The sequence below is a fragment of the Acinetobacter chengduensis genome (genome assembly GCF_003664645.1).
Lineage (GTDB): Bacteria > Pseudomonadota > Gammaproteobacteria > Pseudomonadales > Moraxellaceae > Acinetobacter > Acinetobacter chengduensis.
In genome coordinates this window covers 1-17,821 of sequence record NZ_RCHC01000025.1, presented here as the reverse complement: position 1 = coordinate 17,821, position 17,821 = coordinate 1, and the positions used below count along the sequence as shown (strand labels likewise).

General features: G+C 41.2%; 31 protein-coding genes and 1 pseudogene. 2 read left to right on the top strand and 30 right to left on the bottom strand.

The annotated features are described in order from the left end of the window. Positions 1 to 26: 26 nt before the first annotated feature. The 18 genes from D9K81_RS16305 to D9K81_RS16220 all read right to left on the bottom strand — a co-directional run bounded on the left by D9K81_RS16305 (position 27) and on the right by D9K81_RS16220 (position 10,925). The gene (locus D9K81_RS16305) at positions 27 to 671 is read right to left on the bottom strand and encodes a hypothetical protein (RefSeq protein WP_121523701.1); all 645 of its coding nucleotides are present in this window, start codon (positions 669 to 671) and stop codon (positions 27 to 29) included. Positions 672 to 740: 69 nt separating this feature from the next. Beyond that, positions 741 to 983, bottom strand: coding sequence for a phage tail assembly protein T (locus D9K81_RS16300; RefSeq protein WP_456236548.1), 243 nt, complete (start codon positions 981 to 983; stop codon positions 741 to 743). Positions 984 to 1,009: 26 nt separating this feature from the next. Further along, complete coding sequence (locus D9K81_RS16295) at positions 1,010 to 1,405, bottom strand: phage tail assembly chaperone family protein, TAC (RefSeq protein ID WP_121523697.1); 396 nt, start codon at positions 1,403 to 1,405, stop codon at positions 1,010 to 1,012. 13 nt (positions 1,406 to 1,418) lie between these two features. Then, positions 1,419 to 1,892, bottom strand: a complete 474-nt coding sequence (locus D9K81_RS16290; RefSeq protein WP_121523695.1) for a phage tail tube protein — start codon at positions 1,890 to 1,892, stop codon at positions 1,419 to 1,421. A gap of 321 nt (positions 1,893 to 2,213) precedes the next feature. Next, on the bottom strand, positions 2,214 to 2,570 hold the full coding sequence (gene gp17, locus D9K81_RS16285) for a tail completion protein gp17 (RefSeq protein WP_121523693.1): 357 nt from the start codon (positions 2,568 to 2,570) through the stop codon (positions 2,214 to 2,216). Further along, entirely contained in the window at positions 2,567 to 3,085 is a 519-nt protein-coding gene (locus D9K81_RS16280; RefSeq protein ID WP_121523691.1) for an HK97-gp10 family putative phage morphogenesis protein, read from the bottom strand. Before D9K81_RS16280 ends, gp17 begins: the two co-directional genes overlap by 4 nt. A gap of 7 nt (positions 3,086 to 3,092) precedes the next feature. Continuing rightward, positions 3,093 to 3,422 (bottom strand): phage head closure protein, encoded by a 330-nt coding sequence (locus D9K81_RS16275; RefSeq protein WP_121523689.1) that lies wholly within the window; start codon positions 3,420 to 3,422, stop codon positions 3,093 to 3,095. Between the two features lie 8 nt (positions 3,423 to 3,430). Continuing rightward, positions 3,431 to 3,721 (bottom strand): head-tail connector protein, encoded by a 291-nt coding sequence (locus tag D9K81_RS16270; protein ID WP_121523687.1) that lies wholly within the window; start codon positions 3,719 to 3,721, stop codon positions 3,431 to 3,433. Then, a complete protein-coding gene (locus tag D9K81_RS16265; RefSeq protein ID WP_121523685.1) occupies positions 3,718 to 5,136 on the bottom strand; it encodes a phage portal protein in 1,419 nt (472 codons plus the stop codon). The genes D9K81_RS16270 and D9K81_RS16265 overlap by 4 nt, the downstream gene beginning before the upstream one ends. A gap of 9 nt (positions 5,137 to 5,145) precedes the next feature. After that, complete coding sequence (locus D9K81_RS16260; protein WP_121523683.1) at positions 5,146 to 5,406, bottom strand: hypothetical protein; 261 nt, start codon at positions 5,404 to 5,406, stop codon at positions 5,146 to 5,148. A gap of 78 nt (positions 5,407 to 5,484) precedes the next feature. Further along, positions 5,485 to 6,792 (bottom strand): phage major capsid protein, encoded by a 1,308-nt coding sequence (locus tag D9K81_RS16255; protein ID WP_121523681.1) that lies wholly within the window; start codon positions 6,790 to 6,792, stop codon positions 5,485 to 5,487. Beyond that, positions 6,789 to 7,382: an HK97 family phage prohead protease gene (locus D9K81_RS16250; protein WP_121523679.1), complete on the bottom strand. Its 594-nt coding sequence runs from the start codon at positions 7,380 to 7,382 to the stop codon at positions 6,789 to 6,791. Before D9K81_RS16250 ends, D9K81_RS16255 begins: the two co-directional genes overlap by 4 nt. 60 nt (positions 7,383 to 7,442) lie before the next feature. After that, positions 7,443 to 9,122, bottom strand: a complete 1,680-nt coding sequence (locus D9K81_RS16245; protein ID WP_121523677.1) for a terminase large subunit — start codon at positions 9,120 to 9,122, stop codon at positions 7,443 to 7,445. 41 nt (positions 9,123 to 9,163) lie between these two features. Continuing rightward, the gene (locus D9K81_RS16240; protein ID WP_121523675.1) at positions 9,164 to 9,382 is read right to left on the bottom strand and encodes a hypothetical protein; all 219 of its coding nucleotides are present in this window, start codon (positions 9,380 to 9,382) and stop codon (positions 9,164 to 9,166) included. 124 nt (positions 9,383 to 9,506) lie between these two features. Beyond that, complete coding sequence (locus tag D9K81_RS16235; protein ID WP_121523673.1) at positions 9,507 to 9,722, bottom strand: hypothetical protein; 216 nt, start codon at positions 9,720 to 9,722, stop codon at positions 9,507 to 9,509. Between the two features lies 1 nt (position 9,723). After that, positions 9,724 to 10,206, bottom strand: coding sequence for a terminase small subunit (locus tag D9K81_RS16230; protein WP_121523671.1), 483 nt, complete (start codon positions 10,204 to 10,206; stop codon positions 9,724 to 9,726). Positions 10,207 to 10,323: 117 nt separating this feature from the next. Then, the gene (locus D9K81_RS16225; RefSeq protein WP_121523669.1) at positions 10,324 to 10,626 is read right to left on the bottom strand and encodes an Acb2/Tad1 domain-containing protein; all 303 of its coding nucleotides are present in this window, start codon (positions 10,624 to 10,626) and stop codon (positions 10,324 to 10,326) included. Positions 10,627 to 10,628: 2 nt separating this feature from the next. Next, entirely contained in the window at positions 10,629 to 10,925 is a 297-nt protein-coding gene (locus tag D9K81_RS16220) for an HNH endonuclease (protein WP_121523667.1), read from the bottom strand. Here D9K81_RS16220 and D9K81_RS18480 point away from each other — a divergent pair. Then, positions 10,924 to 11,205: a hypothetical protein gene (locus tag D9K81_RS18480; protein ID WP_171406960.1), complete on the top strand. Its 282-nt coding sequence runs from the start codon at positions 10,924 to 10,926 to the stop codon at positions 11,203 to 11,205. The genes D9K81_RS16220 and D9K81_RS18480 overlap by 2 nt on opposite strands. On the opposite strand, the gene D9K81_RS18475 is transcribed toward D9K81_RS18480, so the two are convergent. From D9K81_RS18475 to D9K81_RS16155, 12 genes are all read right to left on the bottom strand, one after another. Then, entirely contained in the window at positions 11,182 to 11,355 is a 174-nt protein-coding gene (locus D9K81_RS18475) for a hypothetical protein (RefSeq protein ID WP_171406959.1), read from the bottom strand. The two genes, D9K81_RS18480 and D9K81_RS18475, sit on opposite strands and share 24 nt — an antisense overlap. Positions 11,356 to 11,437: 82 nt before the next feature. After that, positions 11,438 to 11,827, bottom strand: coding sequence for a beta-sandwich lipoprotein (locus tag D9K81_RS16210; RefSeq protein WP_121523663.1), 390 nt, complete (start codon positions 11,825 to 11,827; stop codon positions 11,438 to 11,440). Positions 11,828 to 12,270: 443 nt separating this feature from the next. Next, entirely contained in the window at positions 12,271 to 12,720 is a 450-nt protein-coding gene (locus D9K81_RS16205) for a hypothetical protein (protein ID WP_121523661.1), read from the bottom strand. After that, positions 12,717 to 13,127 carry a DUF559 domain-containing protein gene (locus D9K81_RS16200; RefSeq protein WP_121523659.1) on the bottom strand — a complete coding sequence of 137 codons (411 nt, stop codon included), beginning with the start codon at positions 13,125 to 13,127 and terminating at the stop codon, positions 12,717 to 12,719. The genes D9K81_RS16205 and D9K81_RS16200 overlap by 4 nt, the downstream gene beginning before the upstream one ends. Then, positions 13,105 to 13,380: a hypothetical protein gene (locus D9K81_RS16195; protein WP_121523657.1), complete on the bottom strand. Its 276-nt coding sequence runs from the start codon at positions 13,378 to 13,380 to the stop codon at positions 13,105 to 13,107. The genes D9K81_RS16200 and D9K81_RS16195 overlap by 23 nt, the downstream gene beginning before the upstream one ends. After that, entirely contained in the window at positions 13,377 to 13,637 is a 261-nt protein-coding gene (locus D9K81_RS16190; RefSeq protein ID WP_121523655.1) for a hypothetical protein, read from the bottom strand. Before D9K81_RS16190 ends, D9K81_RS16195 begins: the two co-directional genes overlap by 4 nt. 238 nt (positions 13,638 to 13,875) lie before the next feature. Continuing rightward, positions 13,876 to 14,619, bottom strand: a complete 744-nt coding sequence (locus tag D9K81_RS16180) for an ATP-binding protein (RefSeq protein ID WP_121523651.1) — start codon at positions 14,617 to 14,619, stop codon at positions 13,876 to 13,878. Beyond that, a complete protein-coding gene (locus tag D9K81_RS16175; RefSeq protein WP_121523649.1) occupies positions 14,616 to 15,485 on the bottom strand; it encodes a replication protein in 870 nt (289 codons plus the stop codon). Before D9K81_RS16175 ends, D9K81_RS16180 begins: the two co-directional genes overlap by 4 nt. Beyond that, positions 15,486 to 15,839, bottom strand: coding sequence for a hypothetical protein (locus D9K81_RS16170; RefSeq protein WP_121523647.1), 354 nt, complete (start codon positions 15,837 to 15,839; stop codon positions 15,486 to 15,488). After that, positions 15,836 to 16,144, bottom strand: a complete 309-nt coding sequence (locus D9K81_RS16165; protein ID WP_121523645.1) for a hypothetical protein — start codon at positions 16,142 to 16,144, stop codon at positions 15,836 to 15,838. The genes D9K81_RS16170 and D9K81_RS16165 overlap by 4 nt, the downstream gene beginning before the upstream one ends. Next, on the bottom strand, positions 16,141 to 16,395 hold the full coding sequence (locus D9K81_RS16160) for a hypothetical protein (RefSeq protein WP_121523643.1): 255 nt from the start codon (positions 16,393 to 16,395) through the stop codon (positions 16,141 to 16,143). The genes D9K81_RS16165 and D9K81_RS16160 overlap by 4 nt, the downstream gene beginning before the upstream one ends. 139 nt (positions 16,396 to 16,534) lie before the next feature. Further along, entirely contained in the window at positions 16,535 to 17,035 is a 501-nt protein-coding gene (locus tag D9K81_RS16155; RefSeq protein WP_121523641.1) for a phage regulatory CII family protein, read from the bottom strand. A gap of 393 nt (positions 17,036 to 17,428) precedes the next feature. On the opposite strand from D9K81_RS16155, the pseudogene D9K81_RS18695 reads away from it, so the two are divergent. Further along, a pseudogene (locus tag D9K81_RS18695) lies at positions 17,429 to 17,821 on the top strand (transcriptional regulator); the annotation flags it as partial.

The window sequence follows — 17,821 nt, the reverse complement described above, 5'->3', positions numbered from 1 at the left end:
AATTCACCCCTACTATGTTATGCTTCTTAGCGGAATGAGTAGCGCAAGCCTAAACGATATGTTGTGCCGTTCACATCAAGTTCACTAAGATTTCCCGCATCATAGCAAACACCATTCAAGCAAGCTTCAGAGTCTTGATTGTACATCCATTTATAACCAAGGCCACCATAAGCAGCAACACTTGGTGTGAATTTATAGCCAAGCTCTAAACCAACAGGAATGGTTAGATACTCAAGCTCTAATTCAGCACCATCACCTTTCCCATCTACCCATGAATACCCCAAGCCCGCAGTACCATTGATGTAAACTTTTTTCTCATCATAGAAATTGTAAACACCACCTAACGAAAACTCTTTGAGTTTTAATTCATCTTTTTGCTGCTCGTACTTAGCAAAAAGACCGCCTTTTTCATTTAAAAAATAAGTAGCGCCAAGCTCCCAACCCTTTAATCGAAGCTTAACATCCTCTTCATCAAGCATGCCGCCAACATAGCCGGCATTAAACGTGATATTGCTTAGATAGGGCGCGGATATGGATTGTGGTTCATGGTTATTCTGCGCATTTTGACCACCAAGTGGTGCTGGTGAGCCGTACTGAATTGGCAGCGGTTTGTCTGCAAAAGCTAATGATGAAATGAAAGATAAAGTTGCGATTGCTAATGTTTTTTTCATAATACCCCCTAGTAAAGTGGATAACATACTAAATTTTCAGCAGAAAGTACATGCAACCAAAAGGCCAACCTAGGTTAACCCCTTCATCATTATTTCATCGACGGTATAGACCTTTTCTTGAGGTTGATCTTCATGAGGCATAAAAGATAAAGCTTCGACATCCTTAACACCTTTCGAAGCTAGGTATGTAGCTGTCATGCCTCCCAAGCCCTGCTCGATTCTTCGCCCAATGAAAAGTGAGCCACGCAAATTACGGTATGCAGCCCAAAACATGAATTCCTCATAGCTGAGGTTATTTTTCGCCTCAGCTATGGTTTTTCCGCCTATTCCGTTTAAAACTAACTCAGCCCAGAGTTCTTCGTGCTTGTCGATTCCTTTCCCAATTTTTCAACATACTCTTGCAGGCCTTTCAAACCAGATACTTCACTAAAAATCTGATTTGCTAAAGATTGAGTAAAGTTATTTTCAACCTGTTCAGCAGTAAATAGCTGGTTGTTACTCTCATCCACCAAAGCTAGAGAAATCCAATCGGATACAACACCACTATCGCCTGAATTTAGGCGGCTATGTAAGCTTTCAGTTTTTGAAAATGGAAGTTGCTTAATACGCAAGTCAACCGACTCCATGGCCCCGTTGTGGTAAAACACCACAACGGCTTCGCGAATTTCTCCAACCAATAGGCCCTGTCCAATGGCTTTAATGTCCATTCGGCCTTTCTTAATCTTTTTAGCCATAAAGCGAATGTCCTTAGGTAATTGTGCGGATAGTTTCATTAACACTTGAAGTGCGTTTCATAGGGATTGCATAGTTGACAAACTGGCCTTTAGGGAATGTTGGTGTTGCTAACTTTAAGTAACCAGTCCATACCCACCATGTACGTGTTTCAGGTAACGTCACAGTGTTTCCAGAAATTGTTGGAGGATCATCTGAATCACTTGAACCTAAAAAAAATGTTGGTTTCACACGAGGTTTTGATTTAGATAATTGCAATAATTTGAGATGCGATGAATTTTCGTCATCCATATCAATTGTAATTGACCCATCACCAGGAGTTACTTTGCCCGCATCGAAATTATCTTCGTCGTCATCCAAGCAAGTAACGTCGATATCTTCTTCAGAATCAGTTCCAAGATCTAATTCTTTAGCGCATTGAACGCGCTCAACTGTGGCGGCACCTGCCACATGATAGAACAGGTGTGAACCTTGCACTTTAATACGCATGAGTAGCTACTCCTCAATTTTTTTGCATAAAAAAAGCACCCGATTGGGTGCTGTGTAAAAAATTGGTTTTATTGAATCGCTGTTACTAGCTTTGCTGTTGCCTCAATGACTTTTGCTAATGGAAACAAAGCAATGATCATCAAAACCCAATAACAAAAAATTCTTACCGATTTATGTTGCTGTACGAGTTCTAGTGCTTTCACTATCCAGTCCCCGATGTTAAAATTCATTTATGGTTTGCTTCCTTCTGCATCAAGGTTGTGAACACAAAAAAGCCCATGATTACGAGTCACGGGCTTTTTGCTTTTTAAGGTATTTAAATTAAGTTTCAGACCACCAATTCATATCCCATCCTCGACCGTGCAATTTGGTCTCGGTGTCGATACTGTCTGGATGCTTTCCGTTGTAATAAAACCCTGCTTTTTCAAGCAAAGTGCGCACTTTCAAACGAAGCGCTTCAGCATCCTTAGGGTTAGTGTGCCAAATCACAAATTGATATGTGTCATTTTCATCGATCGCACCGCAATCAATTGTGTTTTCTGGCGTGGAGCCTGTGCCTTGAAAAACCAAATACGGCGTTGCTGTGCCTATATCTGCTACGCTCAGAAATATTCGACCTCCGAATATTGGTGCTAAATATGTATCGGCTTTAATGGTTCGAGCAATTGGAGCTGTCATGCGATTTTGCCCTTCTTAATTGCAGTCTCAATTGATTTCATAAAGTGCTTATTAAACTCAGCAGTTACGCGCTCAATGTTTTCTGATAATGCTGGCCGCATAAACGGCACAGCTGGAAAGCGCGAAGTACCAAACTCAATATAACGCCAATAAAAAGTATCACCGCCGGGGTTTTTACTGCTGCCGTCAGTAGCATATTCTTTACCTGCGCGGCCTTTTCGAACATTGTCTTTTGTGTTGGCATAATTTTTTGCCCCACCCAAAACGCCAACGCGCATCACTACGGTGTTTAAATCCCTGCTTTTACCACTTCTGATAGCAATATTTTGTTGGATGCTTTCTTTGGTCTCTGGATCGTTAATCCGCGCAGCGCCGACCATAGCTGCCATCTGTACTAGCTGCATGGCCTTACGTGCTGCGCTTTTTGCTTTTCGATTTACAGATTTTCGATCTTTAAGCGCATCAAGATTGCGCATGAAATCATCCATGCCTTCAAGTTTAAAATCGGCTGACATAAGTACCTCACATGGTCGAAAGCAAGAACGTCACCGACTCATAGCCCGTATTTGTATCTTCAAGCGCTTGGCTATCAATAGCGTAGGTTTTGCCTTTGTAAATCACTCGCATGGTCGTGTCTATATCTTCTCGATAGCGAACCTTTACACGTGCAACGACTTTAGAATTACTTGCTTGTGCGGCAATTAGGTCCTTACCTGATAAATGGGTGACTTTAGCCCACAAAGGCATGTAATCAACCCATTGTTCAAGGATTGGATATCCATCTTCATCACGACCTGACGTAAAGTGTTGCACCATGATTCGATGGCGGAGTTCGCCAGCGTTTTGGGTCATACAGCCTCCTAAATCGCTGTAGGCTTACGATATGGATATAACAAGGCTTGCACTGGCATAGGCAGATAATTACCGTTCAGCGGTGCATCTGATTCAGCATTTCGATATTTATCCCAATACCCACAAAGCATCAGAATCGCTTGGTGAATCGCTTTCGGATATTCAGACTCAAATTCATCTGTGATGTAATTTTTAACAGCACTATCAGCTGCGTCCAAATATCCCTGCAACATCGTGTCGTTTGAATCATCGTCATAGCGCAAATGCTCTTTAAGGATGTCTAAATCAACAATGCTCATTCATCACCCCACTTCTTTTGCGCTAATTTAAAGTTTTCATGGCTAAATTCACCTAAATGGTCTTTTTCACAGTGCCATAACGAGCCTTTATGTGTCACAAAACAGCCTTTTTTATACTGATTTTCTGACTTAAAAACGCCTTGGTAGTGTGATTTTGGTTCCGTTTTTGGAGTTTCAGCCTTACCAAACGGATCGTCCTTTTGATCACGCTTTGAAAGCGCTTCAAGTGAATAGTTTTGTTGCTGCATATAAACCGTATCACCACCAACAAGTGGCTTGTATCCGAGTTTTTTGCGAGCCTCATTGGGCGTTAAGATTGCAGCACCTACACCTTCTTTTAAGCGACTCATCTGACTGGCTGAATCCATACGGATTAAAGTGTCTAAATCAAGAAACGCTTCAAACCCGATATCTTTTAAACCCAGGCCGTCATCTATCAAATTCTCACGAGCTTCGATCATGCTTTGCAGACAATCTGAATAGTAAATTTCATTTAGATCTGAAACTTTTTGTCCGGCAGGAATCGACCCAACACCAACCTTAAATGCAGGCACGTGAAATACACTGCATATAATTTTTGTGGTCATCTCCAGCTGCTCAATCAACTGAGAATCAGCAGCAGAAATAGCAATCGGTTCAAATTTAAGACCATCACCAACTACAGCAGTACAACCTGCATTTGCACCACTATAGTTTTCATTCCATTGTTTTTTTACACGATTAGCAGTCTCTTCAGTAATTGGTCCCGGAGCAGTCAGCACACCGCCGGGGCGACTATTATTCTTGAAGTGCGTACGCTGGCTTTGCTGAATGTCCAATCCGTGTTCCGCAGTCATCGCACAAGCTGAAATTGGCGAAAGCCCAACAAGTGGATGGTAGAAACAATTTATGCGGTCATGAATAACTTCAGATGCTGGCACAATCTCATCAGATGAACGTGTTAAATCATCTGAACTTAATCGATAGAACACTTCCCCTCTATCACTTACCAACGGACTAACACGATCTGGATTTAACACAGTTAAGCCACTAACTTTCCCAGTAAAAACATCTCGATGCTTAAATATGTAGGTATTGCCCCGCATCAACAGCGAAATTGTCCATTGCTCCCCAAATTGCTGCCAGTTCTGATAGCTATTCGGTTTTTTGAGGACACGTAAATCCTTACTGATTTCCTGCTCAACCCACACGCCTTCCTCTTTTCTTTTTAAAAGAATAGGCATCTTCCCAATGTCTTGAGAAATTAAACTAATACAGGTAAACACAGTGTGATGTGCAGCAATTTCTGCATCAGATAACCTTTCACTTGTTTGAAAATTTACATGAAACCCATTGCCAAAAATTGAAGTCCAGCCACCGCCTGAGTTGACAGACGAAAGCGATTTTTTACGAAAAAGTCTGTCAAAAAATCCCATGGTTCTACCTTATTTTGCTTTAGGTTTACGTGCTGCTTTTGGTTTCTGAGGCGCATTTTCCAATGGAGGTAAATCAAGCTTTGCACCAAGAACCACCAACGAGCCAAAATCATCTACCACTGGTGTAAAGTTAAGATTCTGCAAGTACTTAATGCCTTCAAATGGTTCAGCAACACCTGTTTTGATCAGAATATTGGCTTCAAAATCTGTCACTTCAAGCACCGCACCAATATTGGCATTGTGCATTGCTTTTAAATATTTAATTTTCATAAGACTGTTCTCATAGCTAAACAATTTGTGTTGCTTAGATATAAAAACAGCCCCAATTAAGGAGCTGTTTCAGTTGTTTTAACCGCCAGTTGCATAATCAATAAAAGCTGAAGCAACAGGACGACGTTTTGCCCAAGTAATGTACTTTTCAACACGTACCGCAAACTTATTTTGTTGCCATAAATTGTGAGTGGTTGAGCCATCTACAATAGTTGCTTGGTCTGAATAAGACACATCCACACCACCGTCTTGAGCAAGCAAGATTTCTGAAGTTTTAATCAGAATGATCTTGTCTCCAACTGCTTGCGATGTAATTACTGGCACCCCAAGTAAAGTTCGTTCGCCACGTAAGCTCATTCCGTTAAAGTAAGAATTACCCAGCGCATCACGCAGCAAACTAATCTGAGCTGCACGTGTTTCAGACATTAAGAAGTAAGCACCGTCGAGGCTTAAATTTGCAGTCACAAATGCGCTTATTAGCTTTAATAAGTCTGCTTCATAGTTCGCAGCCGTAGTGCCTGCTGCGGTAATCGCAGTTACTGCATTTAAAACCCCTGCTGGTCGCACCGCAGTTGCAGCAGCTGCGTCAAGGAAGGTGTTATCAATGAGTACTTTTGAAGCCTCAATCAAATCATCACGGACCAATACATCAACCGCCGGATCAGAACGACGCATTAACTCCTGTGTATAAACCGTGATTGCGGCAAGCTTGTGTTCTTTAATTTCAACTTCACCGTAGGTTGGGTTTGTTACTGGTTTAACGGCACCTTCGCCAACCCATGCTGCGGTACCGCTAGTTAATTGGCTAGGAATTTTCGAATTGAAAGGAACCGCACGAAATCCGGTTATTTTATCAAAGACTGTTGCAGCACGAAGCATTTCAACAAATTCACCCACTAGTCGATTTTCATGGACCAAAGAAGCTGCAAATCCCGAATCAGTAGTTGTGCCAAGAGTTGCTTTGGTAACCAAGTCTTGAACTTCGTCACTGAAGCCCATTTGCTTAGCAACATCCATTGGTGACACAAAATTACCTTTTTTCGCTTCTAGCTGTGAGCAAATTTTTGCTCGCGCATACTGTGCAAAGCCGATACCTGCAGGCAAATTAGATTCCATAGTAATTACTGATTTCTTTTTTGTCTCTTCGCCATGTGAAGGTTCAGGCTTATTTGCATTTTTAGCAGCTTCTTCAGCTGCAGCAATCTGCTTTTTGGTACGTTCGATGTTTACATTTAAAGCAGCAATGTCTTTTTCAATCGCTTGAATTTCAGCTTCTGTGGATTCATCGGGTGTTGTGCCTTCGGCAGATGCCTTAGACAAGGCTGTTTGCATTGCTTGGTTCTTTTCAGACAATGCTTTTAGCAATTTAGCTAAATATTCTTTCATAGTTTTACTCCACCCTTTGTTGGGCAATTCAGTTTTACGACAATGTGTTTTTGCTCAGATGAATCGCCATCTGGTGCGGGTTGCTGAGGTTCTTTGCCCAACGCGGCTTTGTATTCCTCAAATGCTTTTGCGTAATCCACGCCTGCTTCACGGTTGCAAGGCGTAGTTACAAGTGACAGTTCAATAAGTTCCCATTTATTAAACTTAATGCCGCCGCCTTGAATAAATTCGGCGCTTTCCCAATCAGCATTAAAGCCGACTGACAGACCAGTAATTAGTTTGTATTGGACACTCTGGAAAGCCTCATCCACTCGCTCTTTGAGCTTCCCTTCTTCTTTAATTTCAGGAATGTAGAATTCAACTTCGATCGTGTTTTCAAGAACAGTGATTTTCGTTACATACCCAACAACCAATTTGCTGTCGTGGTGCAACAGAAGCGGTACTGGCAAAGTGAACTGCACACCGCTCGGCACCATGATGTCTTTCACACGATCAGGGTTACTGGTGCTTGCTGTGCCGGTAAATGTGCGAGTAGTTTCATCAAAACTCTTAATTTCAAATGAGCTGAAATTCTTAAACAGAGCACCCATAGAGGCTTTCTCCTAAAATGAAAAAACCTCCAAAGAAGGAGGTTAATAAATTGCATATTTCTAAATGAAAAAGACGTTGTATTCTTTTTTGACCTGTTCAGGATTCATACTCATCAAAGCCACGGCATTAAACGTAGCAATCAATGGATCGATCTTGCCTACGCCTGATTCCTGCTTGCTGATCATCATGCCGTTGCCTTTCACGACTGCACGCGCATTGCCTACACACCACGACATAAGGCCTTGCCCTGCATGGTAAAGATTGCCTTCAGCAAGCTTTCGTTCTGTGGTGAGGATGTACCCCATTAATTTAAAACCTTGGGGTACGGCGGTGAGCTTGTCTTCAGGAATGCCAGCGTCAAGTAAGCCATCCAGTAGACCACCCAAGCCAAGAGGATCGAGTCCAACTTTGTCGAGTTTTCCTGAGTCATAAACCTGTTTTGCAATCGTTGCGAGTTGATCAATGTCGTCTCCCACTCTATCAACAATAGTTAGACTGCCTTCACGCTCATAATCTGCATACTTGGGCGCATTCTCTTTACGTCTTTCAACAGCGGTTTTATTACACCAAGCATGATTCCATAACCACCAGATCCGTGAATTACCCTTCAATCGACCTATGGCGCTGAATCCAAGCAAGTCATCAAGGCCGCCGCCATCCACACCAAGAGTGATTACGTCTGATTTTTCAATCAATCGCTCAAGCGTGATGGTATCTCTTGCCTGCTGCAGCCAATATTCAGCGCCAGCCCAACGGTTAGCACGGAGGTTTAGGCCAATCTCGATGTTTAAGTGTTTGGCCAAGAAATCACGTAACGATTCCTCACCCGCATCCTTAACTTTGTTGAATTCTGAAATTAAGTATTCAAGATCAACCGATGCACCCAAGTTTGGATTGGTGATGTAAAAGTTTTCGGGCTTTAAGTGCTCACCACTTTCAATAAGATGCTTCGGGAACTCATATATCAGTGGTAAAAACTGCTTATCTTCTTTGATGCCGTCACGTACATCACGTGCATAATCAAGCAGGCTTTTAAAAACACCGCACGGCTGTTCATCCGACATGGTTGAAAGATAGATAACACAGCCTTCAGGACGTGATGCCAAGCCGCCTTTTGCTTCACGAAACATACTTTCAGCATGGGCTTTCTTACCAAACAACCAAATCTCATCAAAAAGAATGATCGATGCTTTCTTACCTGCAGCAGCATTACTTTCCGCAGCAATTACTTTTAGAACCGTGCCTGTACCCAAATGAGTCACAGTTTTTGTATGTTCTGAAATATTAATTAATTCACTGAGCTCTTCATCAGCCCGAATAAAGTCTCGGATCGGATTAAATGAGTTGTCAGCGACTTCTTTTGTAGGCGCAAGAATGATTAATTCCGCAGATAGACGCTCATTGAGAATCAATGCAATAAGCATGATGCCCGCTGCAATCGTAGACTTCGTATTTTTCTTCGAAATCAGTAAGAAAAATTCACGAATTAATCTGCGTTTTGATTCAGGATTGTAAGCGCCAAAGATTGCTCGGACGAACTCAATTACCCACGGCAATGTGACATCACTCATTTTTGGGCTACCCATCACATCGACTAAAATTAATTCTTTAAAAATCCGCTCTGCTACGTCCGCCACTTCGGGAAAAAGTGGAGCACAAGGCATCAGGGATTTTTTCGCGACAATACGCTCCTCCCAGTCTGGGCAAGCGGTTGTCCATTCTGGGAGCATTGCTGACATAAATTTTACCCATTAAAAAACCGCCTCAATGGGCGGTTTAATTAATCTCTCTCTAATTCGATGTAAGCTAGTCTTAATCGTTTTAATCGCTCTACAGTTTCCTTATCCCATCGATGTTTTTTAGACACCTCTTCTAAGGCCTTGCCTTCCCAGCCGACCACGATTCCATATATCCAGGCATCGCGCTTGCAAGAACTATAGTCTTTTGAGCTAAATACAACAGCTGAACGTAAAGACTCCAACGGGTTTTCTGTATTCATTTTAATTACTCGGTCTTAAACCTATATGAGAGCTAACAGGGTGTGTCCATCCCCATGCTGCGCAACACTGTAGGCATCAGTTAGCTCTCGTATAGATATAAAAAAAACCTCCCGAAGGAGGCTCTTAAATGATTTCTATTGCAAATCCAGTATTTTGAAATTTAATGGTTTGATCTTTCTTTTCCGAATAATCAACACCAACCCAAACAGGCTGACTTTCTTGTTTTACCTTGAACTCACCAAATAAAAATTGCTGTCTTTCTTCTGGTGTCATTGCAATATATTTTTCTGATAATTTGCCATCCAAACCCATATTTTCATACTTAATATCTAATGACATATTAATTTCTCAACTGTGAATCCAATGTTCCAAATTTACCGCCGCTTGTAGCGGTTTGTTTAGCACCATCTGCTTTAGATTCTTTCTTACCTTTTTCCGCAACTTTGCCGTGTTTGTATGGGAGTGCAGCCTTAGCGGCATTGAATCGAAGCAACATATCATCGCTATTGTTCATGACATCAATTAAGAATTGCAGAGGATCGTCTTTGGCATAATCCTCGTCATCCAAGGGGTTATCATTTTCATGAGTGCTGGCAGGTTTAACTTTAGGTTTTTCAGGAGTTAACTTTTTATTTTCAGAAGTTAACTTTTTGGCCGCTGAATATTGGTCAATATACGCAATAATTTCAGGATTTTTGGAAAGCTTTGAGCCTTGTTGCATCGCTGATTTTTCAGGGTATCCTGCTGAAATTGCTGCGTCTTTTTTACTCATGCCATCGACAATAGCTTGAGCAAAAGCTTTCATTTTTGCTGTTAAAGCCATTGCGATTCCTTAACTCTAAAAGTTAACTTTTGCTGAAAATGGAAATTTTTTTATAAATGAGATCGGGGGCGGTGTCCGCTGGCTTGGCCTTTTGAACTTTTTATCTCCCCCTCCCTCTTAAAAGCTTGTTGGTTGAGCTACAGATCGAACCAAGTACATAAGACCTGTTTGGAAATCCGTCTTAGCCATGGCAGCAAATCGCTCTGGCGTTGCTGCATCAAGGCGACGATCCTCTTCTACATCCAACACCTGCATATTTGCATCGCAGCGACAGTTATATCGTTGAGTTGCAATGTGCTTTTGAACTTTCTCGATTACTGCTTGCACTTGTGGCCCAATGGCTTTGATTTCATTCATCAAGTCAATCTCTTCTTGAGATAGATCACGATAGCCTTTGATTTTTTGATGTTGATTTTGCATATTCAAATTCCTTTAGATTCTCTTTGAGTCTTCTCTTTATGACATGGCACACACAACGATTGCAGATTAGACTCAACATCCGTTCCGCCTTGCGCCTTATTCTTAATGTGATCTAACTCAAGATCCATAGTCACACGACCACAGCACTGGCATGTCCACTCATCACGAGTGTGGATCTTCTGCTTCAGTCTGCGCCATGGTCTACCACCTCGACCGCTGCCCCAATTCTTTTTTGGTTCAAGTCTTGGCTGCTTGGGTGTCATCGCCTGCAGTTTGGTTTGGAGTCTTGGGAGTTTCATGGATCAAGGTACTCATGTTGGCTTGGCTCGTCCTCGTCGGGATTTAACTGAAGCAACAGCTCTTGTATCTGACTGCTCTGTGTCACCACTATCTGAATCAACTGACTGTTCTGCTGCAACACTTGATTGTTCTGCTTTACGATCTCGGTTAGTAAGTCGAGAAATTGCTTTTGTGATGGATTCTTTTGAGTTGTCATACATTGCCTTTAGTTTTAGTCTGCGTTGTTCACAACCTTCACATGCCATATTGATTACCTTATGCGTAAAGAGCTCCGCGTAAATTCTTGATACGCTCTTTCAACTTAATCATGATGCCGTCTATCGCCAACATTTCACTTCTTGTTAGACCTGAACGACTGAGGTTTTGGTATTTTGACAATTCAGCACTACAAAATTCTAAGTCGCGTTTCGCTTGCACTTTGTCTGTCATAAAACCTCCAAATATGAAAAGAAAAAGCCCTGTCAAATGACAGGGCTTTTGTGTGCCGTAATACGTTCGGCAAAAATGGTATTTATTTAGGAATTTTTAAATCCACATCTGGAACAACAATAGAGGGGCGGAAGTTAACTTTATATTGGTAAACACTTACCCCTTTGCTATTAAGCTGTTCAGAGAAATAAGTAACATTATCGGAAATGCCAAGCGAATGTTTTTTGAATTGTTCTGCGCCAGTCTTGCAGGTCACATCAACCTTGCGCTCACTCACAGCTTCAAATGAACATTTGCCTTCAATTGTTAGGATGTATTCACTTGTAATGCCGTTATAGAAAACAATACGGCGATCCAGCTGAAAATTATCAGCTTCATACGATAGGTTTCGTGAAGCCACTTGAGCATCACGAGCACAACCGACAATTCCCATCGCACACATTAAACCGACTGCTAATAGTTTTATTTTCATTTTAAGCTTTCTCCAAGCATTAAAAAGGGCGTGGCAAACTGCCACACCCCTGCCTTTAGTTCGATATTAATCAGCTCGGCCACCGATCTACCGCTACTCCCTACTTTGATTGCCAGTGAATAGGCACACTACTAATCAATTTTCGGTTTCATTATCTATTTTCTGACGGGGCATCACTCCCAGTTCTGATTTCACTTTCCTGCATATCCTATTCATGCGCGATGAACTGCATGGGTTGTACCCTCTTTCGCGGGGCCTAGGCGTAGCTTAAAAGCTGTTTATGCAAATGCTGGCATTTTTATTCCCCTTGTTTAGGTTTATAGGAAATTTCAGGCAATAAAAAAGCCCACCTATTGGCGAGCTTTCAATCAACTTTAGTGCTTTACATACACTTCGGTCACTATAGCAGAAATATGCCAAAGTACTGTCGACAAGTCAAATACTTAATCAGTTAAATAGCTTTTAATTTTAAAACGAGTAGCTAGGCGCAATATCCCCATCATTTTGTCGCGCTTAACGGCATACATTGTCATGTTAAATTTTGATGCTATATCTTCTTCAGTATAGGCATCCACATAGTATCTAGTCACAACGCTTAACCACTGTTGAACTTTAGCCCCCTCGGTACTGGCCACATGTGCAAGCATGTCTTCAATTGCCATTGCTTCATGCACATTGATATTGCAACGAGGTAATGCCCTACGTCTACGATCGACACTAACCCCCTCTACAGAATCAATTAGGCTTGCTAGTACACTTTTAGCTCCAAGAAAGTCAGGTTTATTATCAAGCAACAGGTAGGCACCATATTGCTCAAGCCATTGTTCAATGCATTTACCTTCCCAGTTAATTGCTACTGTAAAATGTTTGCGTGATCCTACCGCTGCATTCATCCTAAATCCCCTACCATCTCTTCAATTTGCTCAATCGCTTTGCCACTTTTCACTTGCTCTGTACTAAACCGTATTACCTGATAACCCATCATCGTTGCTGAGTTATATTTTTCCATGTCACCGATATAACCCTTGCCTCTAGTGTGACGACCTCCTGACCAGATCCCACCTTCAACCTCAATGAGGATTTTTTTGCCTACAAGGTGAAAATCTGCACGCCATTTACGGCTTGGATGAAACTGAAACTCTTGCTCAAATTCAATTTTCAAAGCCCTTAATTCTCTGGCCAGCTTTGCCTCAAACTCATTTGGTACTTTTTCCCCTTTAACCTTTGGACGCTTCGAACCTTGTTTAGGTTTTGAAGCCCCAATCATTCGCTTGTATTCAGCAATTGAGTAGCTGGTCATTAGTCACCCCAACCAACTCAGCCTTTAAATCGACAAGCAAGACATATTCACCGCACGCATCTTTAGCTGGCTTGTATGCCAAATATTGTTTGGTGTCCTCACAAAACACATACGCCACATCATCGTGGTCACTAACATGCCCATAAAGCTTAATGTCATGGAAATAGCAATTCGGTAATACAGCACTAGTTAAGGCTTCGCTTAAAATCATTTCAGCCATACCGACGCCACCAACTTTTTGAATCAAATTCATCCCTTCACTCCAAATAACTGTTTTGCTTTTCCTGTCAAGTAGTAGCGTTTTGCCTCACCAATTTTCGAACGCCCCGTATATAAAAGCTCAGCCTGCACCAAGCTGTTTAAATAACGCTGTACACTTCGAATATTTTCTAATGGCATAACTTGCAGTTGAATTTCAGATGCTGTAGCTACATCGGTATTTTTAACAGCCAGTAGAACATCAACACCAACTGAAATAACCCGACCTTTTCCGCCACAATTTCTACGCATATCCTTCAAACTACCACCCCATATCTATGTGAAACGTCATAACAGCGCTTAACCCACGGCTTGAATCTTTCTTTGTAGCAAGCCTTGCAGTTAGCCTCTAAGCTATGTGAACCATCTTTTTTAATTCGACCAGTACCGTAAAAGAATTCCTTTGTTGCGGGAAAATACTCACCACAGCAAATACACAACTTTTCAGTGCCTAATTCAGTTTTGATTAGTTTTGGAGTTGTCGTCATTTCTAGCCTCTCACACGCTGATCAGCCCAATTGCATTCAATCACTGATAGACCATCGTGCTGAAAGCGTGACCAAAGACGATCACCCAAATCTTTCTGCAGGTGCTCAAGTGTAAAATTTGAAATCAACATGGTTGGTTTTTTTAAGTCATATCGCTCAGTCAAAACCTTGTGTACTAGCTCCGTACGTTTATCGCGGTCATGCAGTCCGTATTCATCAACAATCAGCAACTCATACTGCGCAAAATCATAAATTACAGATTCCTCAGATTGATCCTTGGTATCACGATCCCAAGCCTTCATGATTCGGTTTGCAATTTCCTCACTGGTGATGTAACGAGCCTTCAAACCGTTTTTTAAGAGAGTTTTAGCAACACCACATGCAAGGTGTGTTTTACCAGTGCCAGTTGATCCAACCATGATCAAATTTCCACTCAAATTTTTAATAATTTGTTGGGTATAATTCACACAGATTTGTAAGGTATGAGCCTGTCTTTGGGTTTTGGTTAAATAATTCGACAGAGTTGATTTAGCGTGTCTTTCAGGAATCATTGCTCCATCCATGTGTTTTTTGCACACTGCTTTGTTCACCTCATCTTGTCGATTTGCGTTGTTGGAGTTCACCAGAGCTATCGCGCATTTCGGACAAATCAATTCAGGACCTACTTGAACTTTTGCCACTCCATGTTCAAGACATGCTATTTCAGACTTAGGGAATCTTTTTGAAATCATTGTCATTGTGTTCATACGAAGCCCTCAGGAATTTCAACAGTTCCGTAAAACGGTTCATCTGATTGCTGGCGATTAGCCCACGCATCGTTCACATTGCGATTGTTGTTTACAGATGGGTTATTTGATTGGAATTGCTGTTTCGGTTGAAAAACTCCCTGATAATTTCCAATGATTGAGTTTTCTAAAGATTGATTTGCTAAAACTCCGAATGATTCAAGTTTTTTCAAGATCAGATTTACGGCGTTTTCAGTGAGCGGTTTTTTAATCCCTACTCGCATTTCAACAAATTGGTTCCACAAATCACGATTAACCAGATTTGGTAATTCAGCTGACTTTGGATCAAATGAAGTTTGCTCTATTGCTTTTGGTTTTTCAGAAACACTCTCGCTTTTTTTATTTATTTTTTTATTCTTTGTAGAGTTGTTTTTGATAGTGATACTTTGTGTGTAAAAATTTTTTACTAGCAAAGGTAAAATATTTTTACTAGTGTAGTTAAAATTTTTTACTAGCAGTGGTAAAGAATTTTTACTAGCATTTGGCTGTTTTTCATCTAGTAAAATATTTTTACTAGGGAAATTTACAAGCATTCCAATGCTAGTTTCTTCACCTAATTTATAAGTATTTCCATGGAACGTGCTTTTCAATTCTACAACCAAACCAACTTTAATTAACTCACGTAAACACTTGATCACTGTTGGACGTGTTTTGCCTGTAATGTCCTCAAATTGAGTTAAAGAGATAGAATCCATCTCTTTATTCCAACCACGCGTTTTACGGCAAATCACAAGATATAGTTTGCACGAAGCGTCAGATATCTTGGATAAAACCTCGTCAACAAAGGCATTAGGTACTTGGAATGAGTTTGGTACAAATTTACTCACTTAGCACCCCCCTAAATTCACTAAACCACGCTTTTCCAATTGACGGATAATTCGAGGTTCGACAAATTTGTTGTTGATCTTGTAGCGCGTACGTGATTTCTCTTTCACCTGAATCAGTGGTACTCCATCCTGCAATTGACGGCGTATTGCTATAGCTTGCCCCCCCATTTGGGTGGTGTGCTCAAGAATGAAATATGCTTCTTGGGCCTCAATAGCTTCATTCATTACAGACAAAGGCATAGCCGCGAGTTCTTTTGCTGTATAAATTTTCACTGGATCAAGTAGCGGAATAATCACTTCAATTGGTGCTGGGGACTGGACGTCTTTTTTCGTGCGTTTAGTTGAATATCTCATTGAGCATCCCCTGTTGGCATTTCATAAATAAAACTGCCATGCATTAAAATTTTATTGGCTCGATGTAAGCTTGAGACAATTTCACTCGCTTGATACACAGAGATTCGATATTCATTGACCAATGCTTCAATAAACTCATTTCGTGTAATCGCTGCGTTTTTCTCATCGCGGTTAATCTTGCGCAGATTTGCTTTTCTGACCTCTAGAAATGTATCTAGTGACCGTAGCGCAGGCTCATACCATGATTGCGTCCACTGCATCTGTTTGTGTTCAGGCTTTTGCTGAATGGTTTTATTGGTCATCATGAAACCTCCGCTAAAGCGTGTTCAGTTTGAGTAAATCTGCGTTTGGCCAACACTTCGGCTACAGATGCGTTTCGAATCAAATGCGTGAGTGCAAAGCTTCGATTGCCGTTGAGTAGCACACCATCACCTTGAACTTTATGCACAGTCATTAGGTGGTCTGGCTTATTTGGATCTGTGAAAACAACAACATCACCGGCTAAAAAGTCGGATTTGTCATTGCTTGGTTGTTGTGTTAAATTAATCTTGTTCATTAATTTTTCCCTCTAGAGGTTGGTGGACACAAAGCCTGAGTTCTGACCTCAGGCTTTTTTTTGCATAATTTTTGTGTTAAATTTGAGTTGTTCATGAATTGCTCCAAATTTATGGACACCTAAAGCCTGTCTCGAACCGTCAGGCTTTTTCTATTTCTAAATTTGATGTGTATTTTTTCATTTGCTTAAGTGCTGCCTGATCTACTGCTGCAATCAATTCTGTTAAGCCCTGCGTTAACTGGTGAATTTCTTCATATTCCGCAGGTGTAATAACGCCATCCTCATAAGCCTCATACACAACATGGTTTGCTTTGCCGTTCTTAATGTTGTGCTGCATCATTGCTTCAAAAATTGATAACTCATGATGTTTGCTTGAGTCGCAATTCACTGGAATTAATGCGTACCCAAGTTGATGTGCCCAAATTTTCAAAATTTCAGGATTTTGTGTGTACATCATGATTGCTTCAAGTTTTTTAAGACTTGGCAAATGGTTAGGCATACTTACGTTGCCGTAATTGCAAATTGTGTTATGTGAATCACCAGTAACTTGAGCGATTTCTTTTGGTGAAATCCCTTTAGTCTGATTAATCATTTTAAAAATTGCCGTCTGCGCTTCACGGCTTAGCGTTAGTTCGCTCATATGTGAAATCCTTGATTTGTTTCACGTTTCTTTGAGTTACTTGTGATGTGATAATTCATTAAGTGGTTAGCGACTCTTGTTTATTTAGACCTATTTTCAAAATCTGGTCTTTCGACAATTGCCCATTTGTCATAGCTGATATTTTTTCAGCGTAATTTGTTTCACCCTTGTACTCGGTGTAAGGGAGAGTGTTTCTGGAAATCCACTTGTAAACAGCTCGCTCCGTAACTCCTGTGGAGTTTGCAACAATTTTTACACCTCCAGCACACGACACAGCGCCCTTAATAGTGTCCATAATCTAGACCTTGTTGAACTTGTAGTTCAACTTTAACAAGAACTGATAGTTCTTTCAATACTTATTATTATTGAACCATTGGTTCATTAAGGTTTTTCATGAATACCCCAGCAGATAAAATCAAAGAAGACTTTGCGAAACGCATCAACGAAGCTATGGATTTACAAGGCTATCCTGTGCGAGGGAGGGCTCGTGTCCTTAGTAAGGAGTTTGAGGTGTCGGATAAGGGAGCTGGGAAGTGGCTTAAGGGTGAAGCCATCCCTGAAACCTCAAAGCTTCCTCTTCTGGCATCATTCTTAGGCGTGTCCACTGAATGGCTAATGAATGGATCCACCTCCACCTTGAATACCGGGGGTATTAAAATAGCCCCAATTGAATTTAGAAGTGGTGACGCAAAAGCCACCAATGTGAGAATCCCCATCTACAAAGATATAAAAGCGTCTTGTGGCGCGGGTATTGAAAACTTTTTAGAAGATGTGAGTGAATATTTG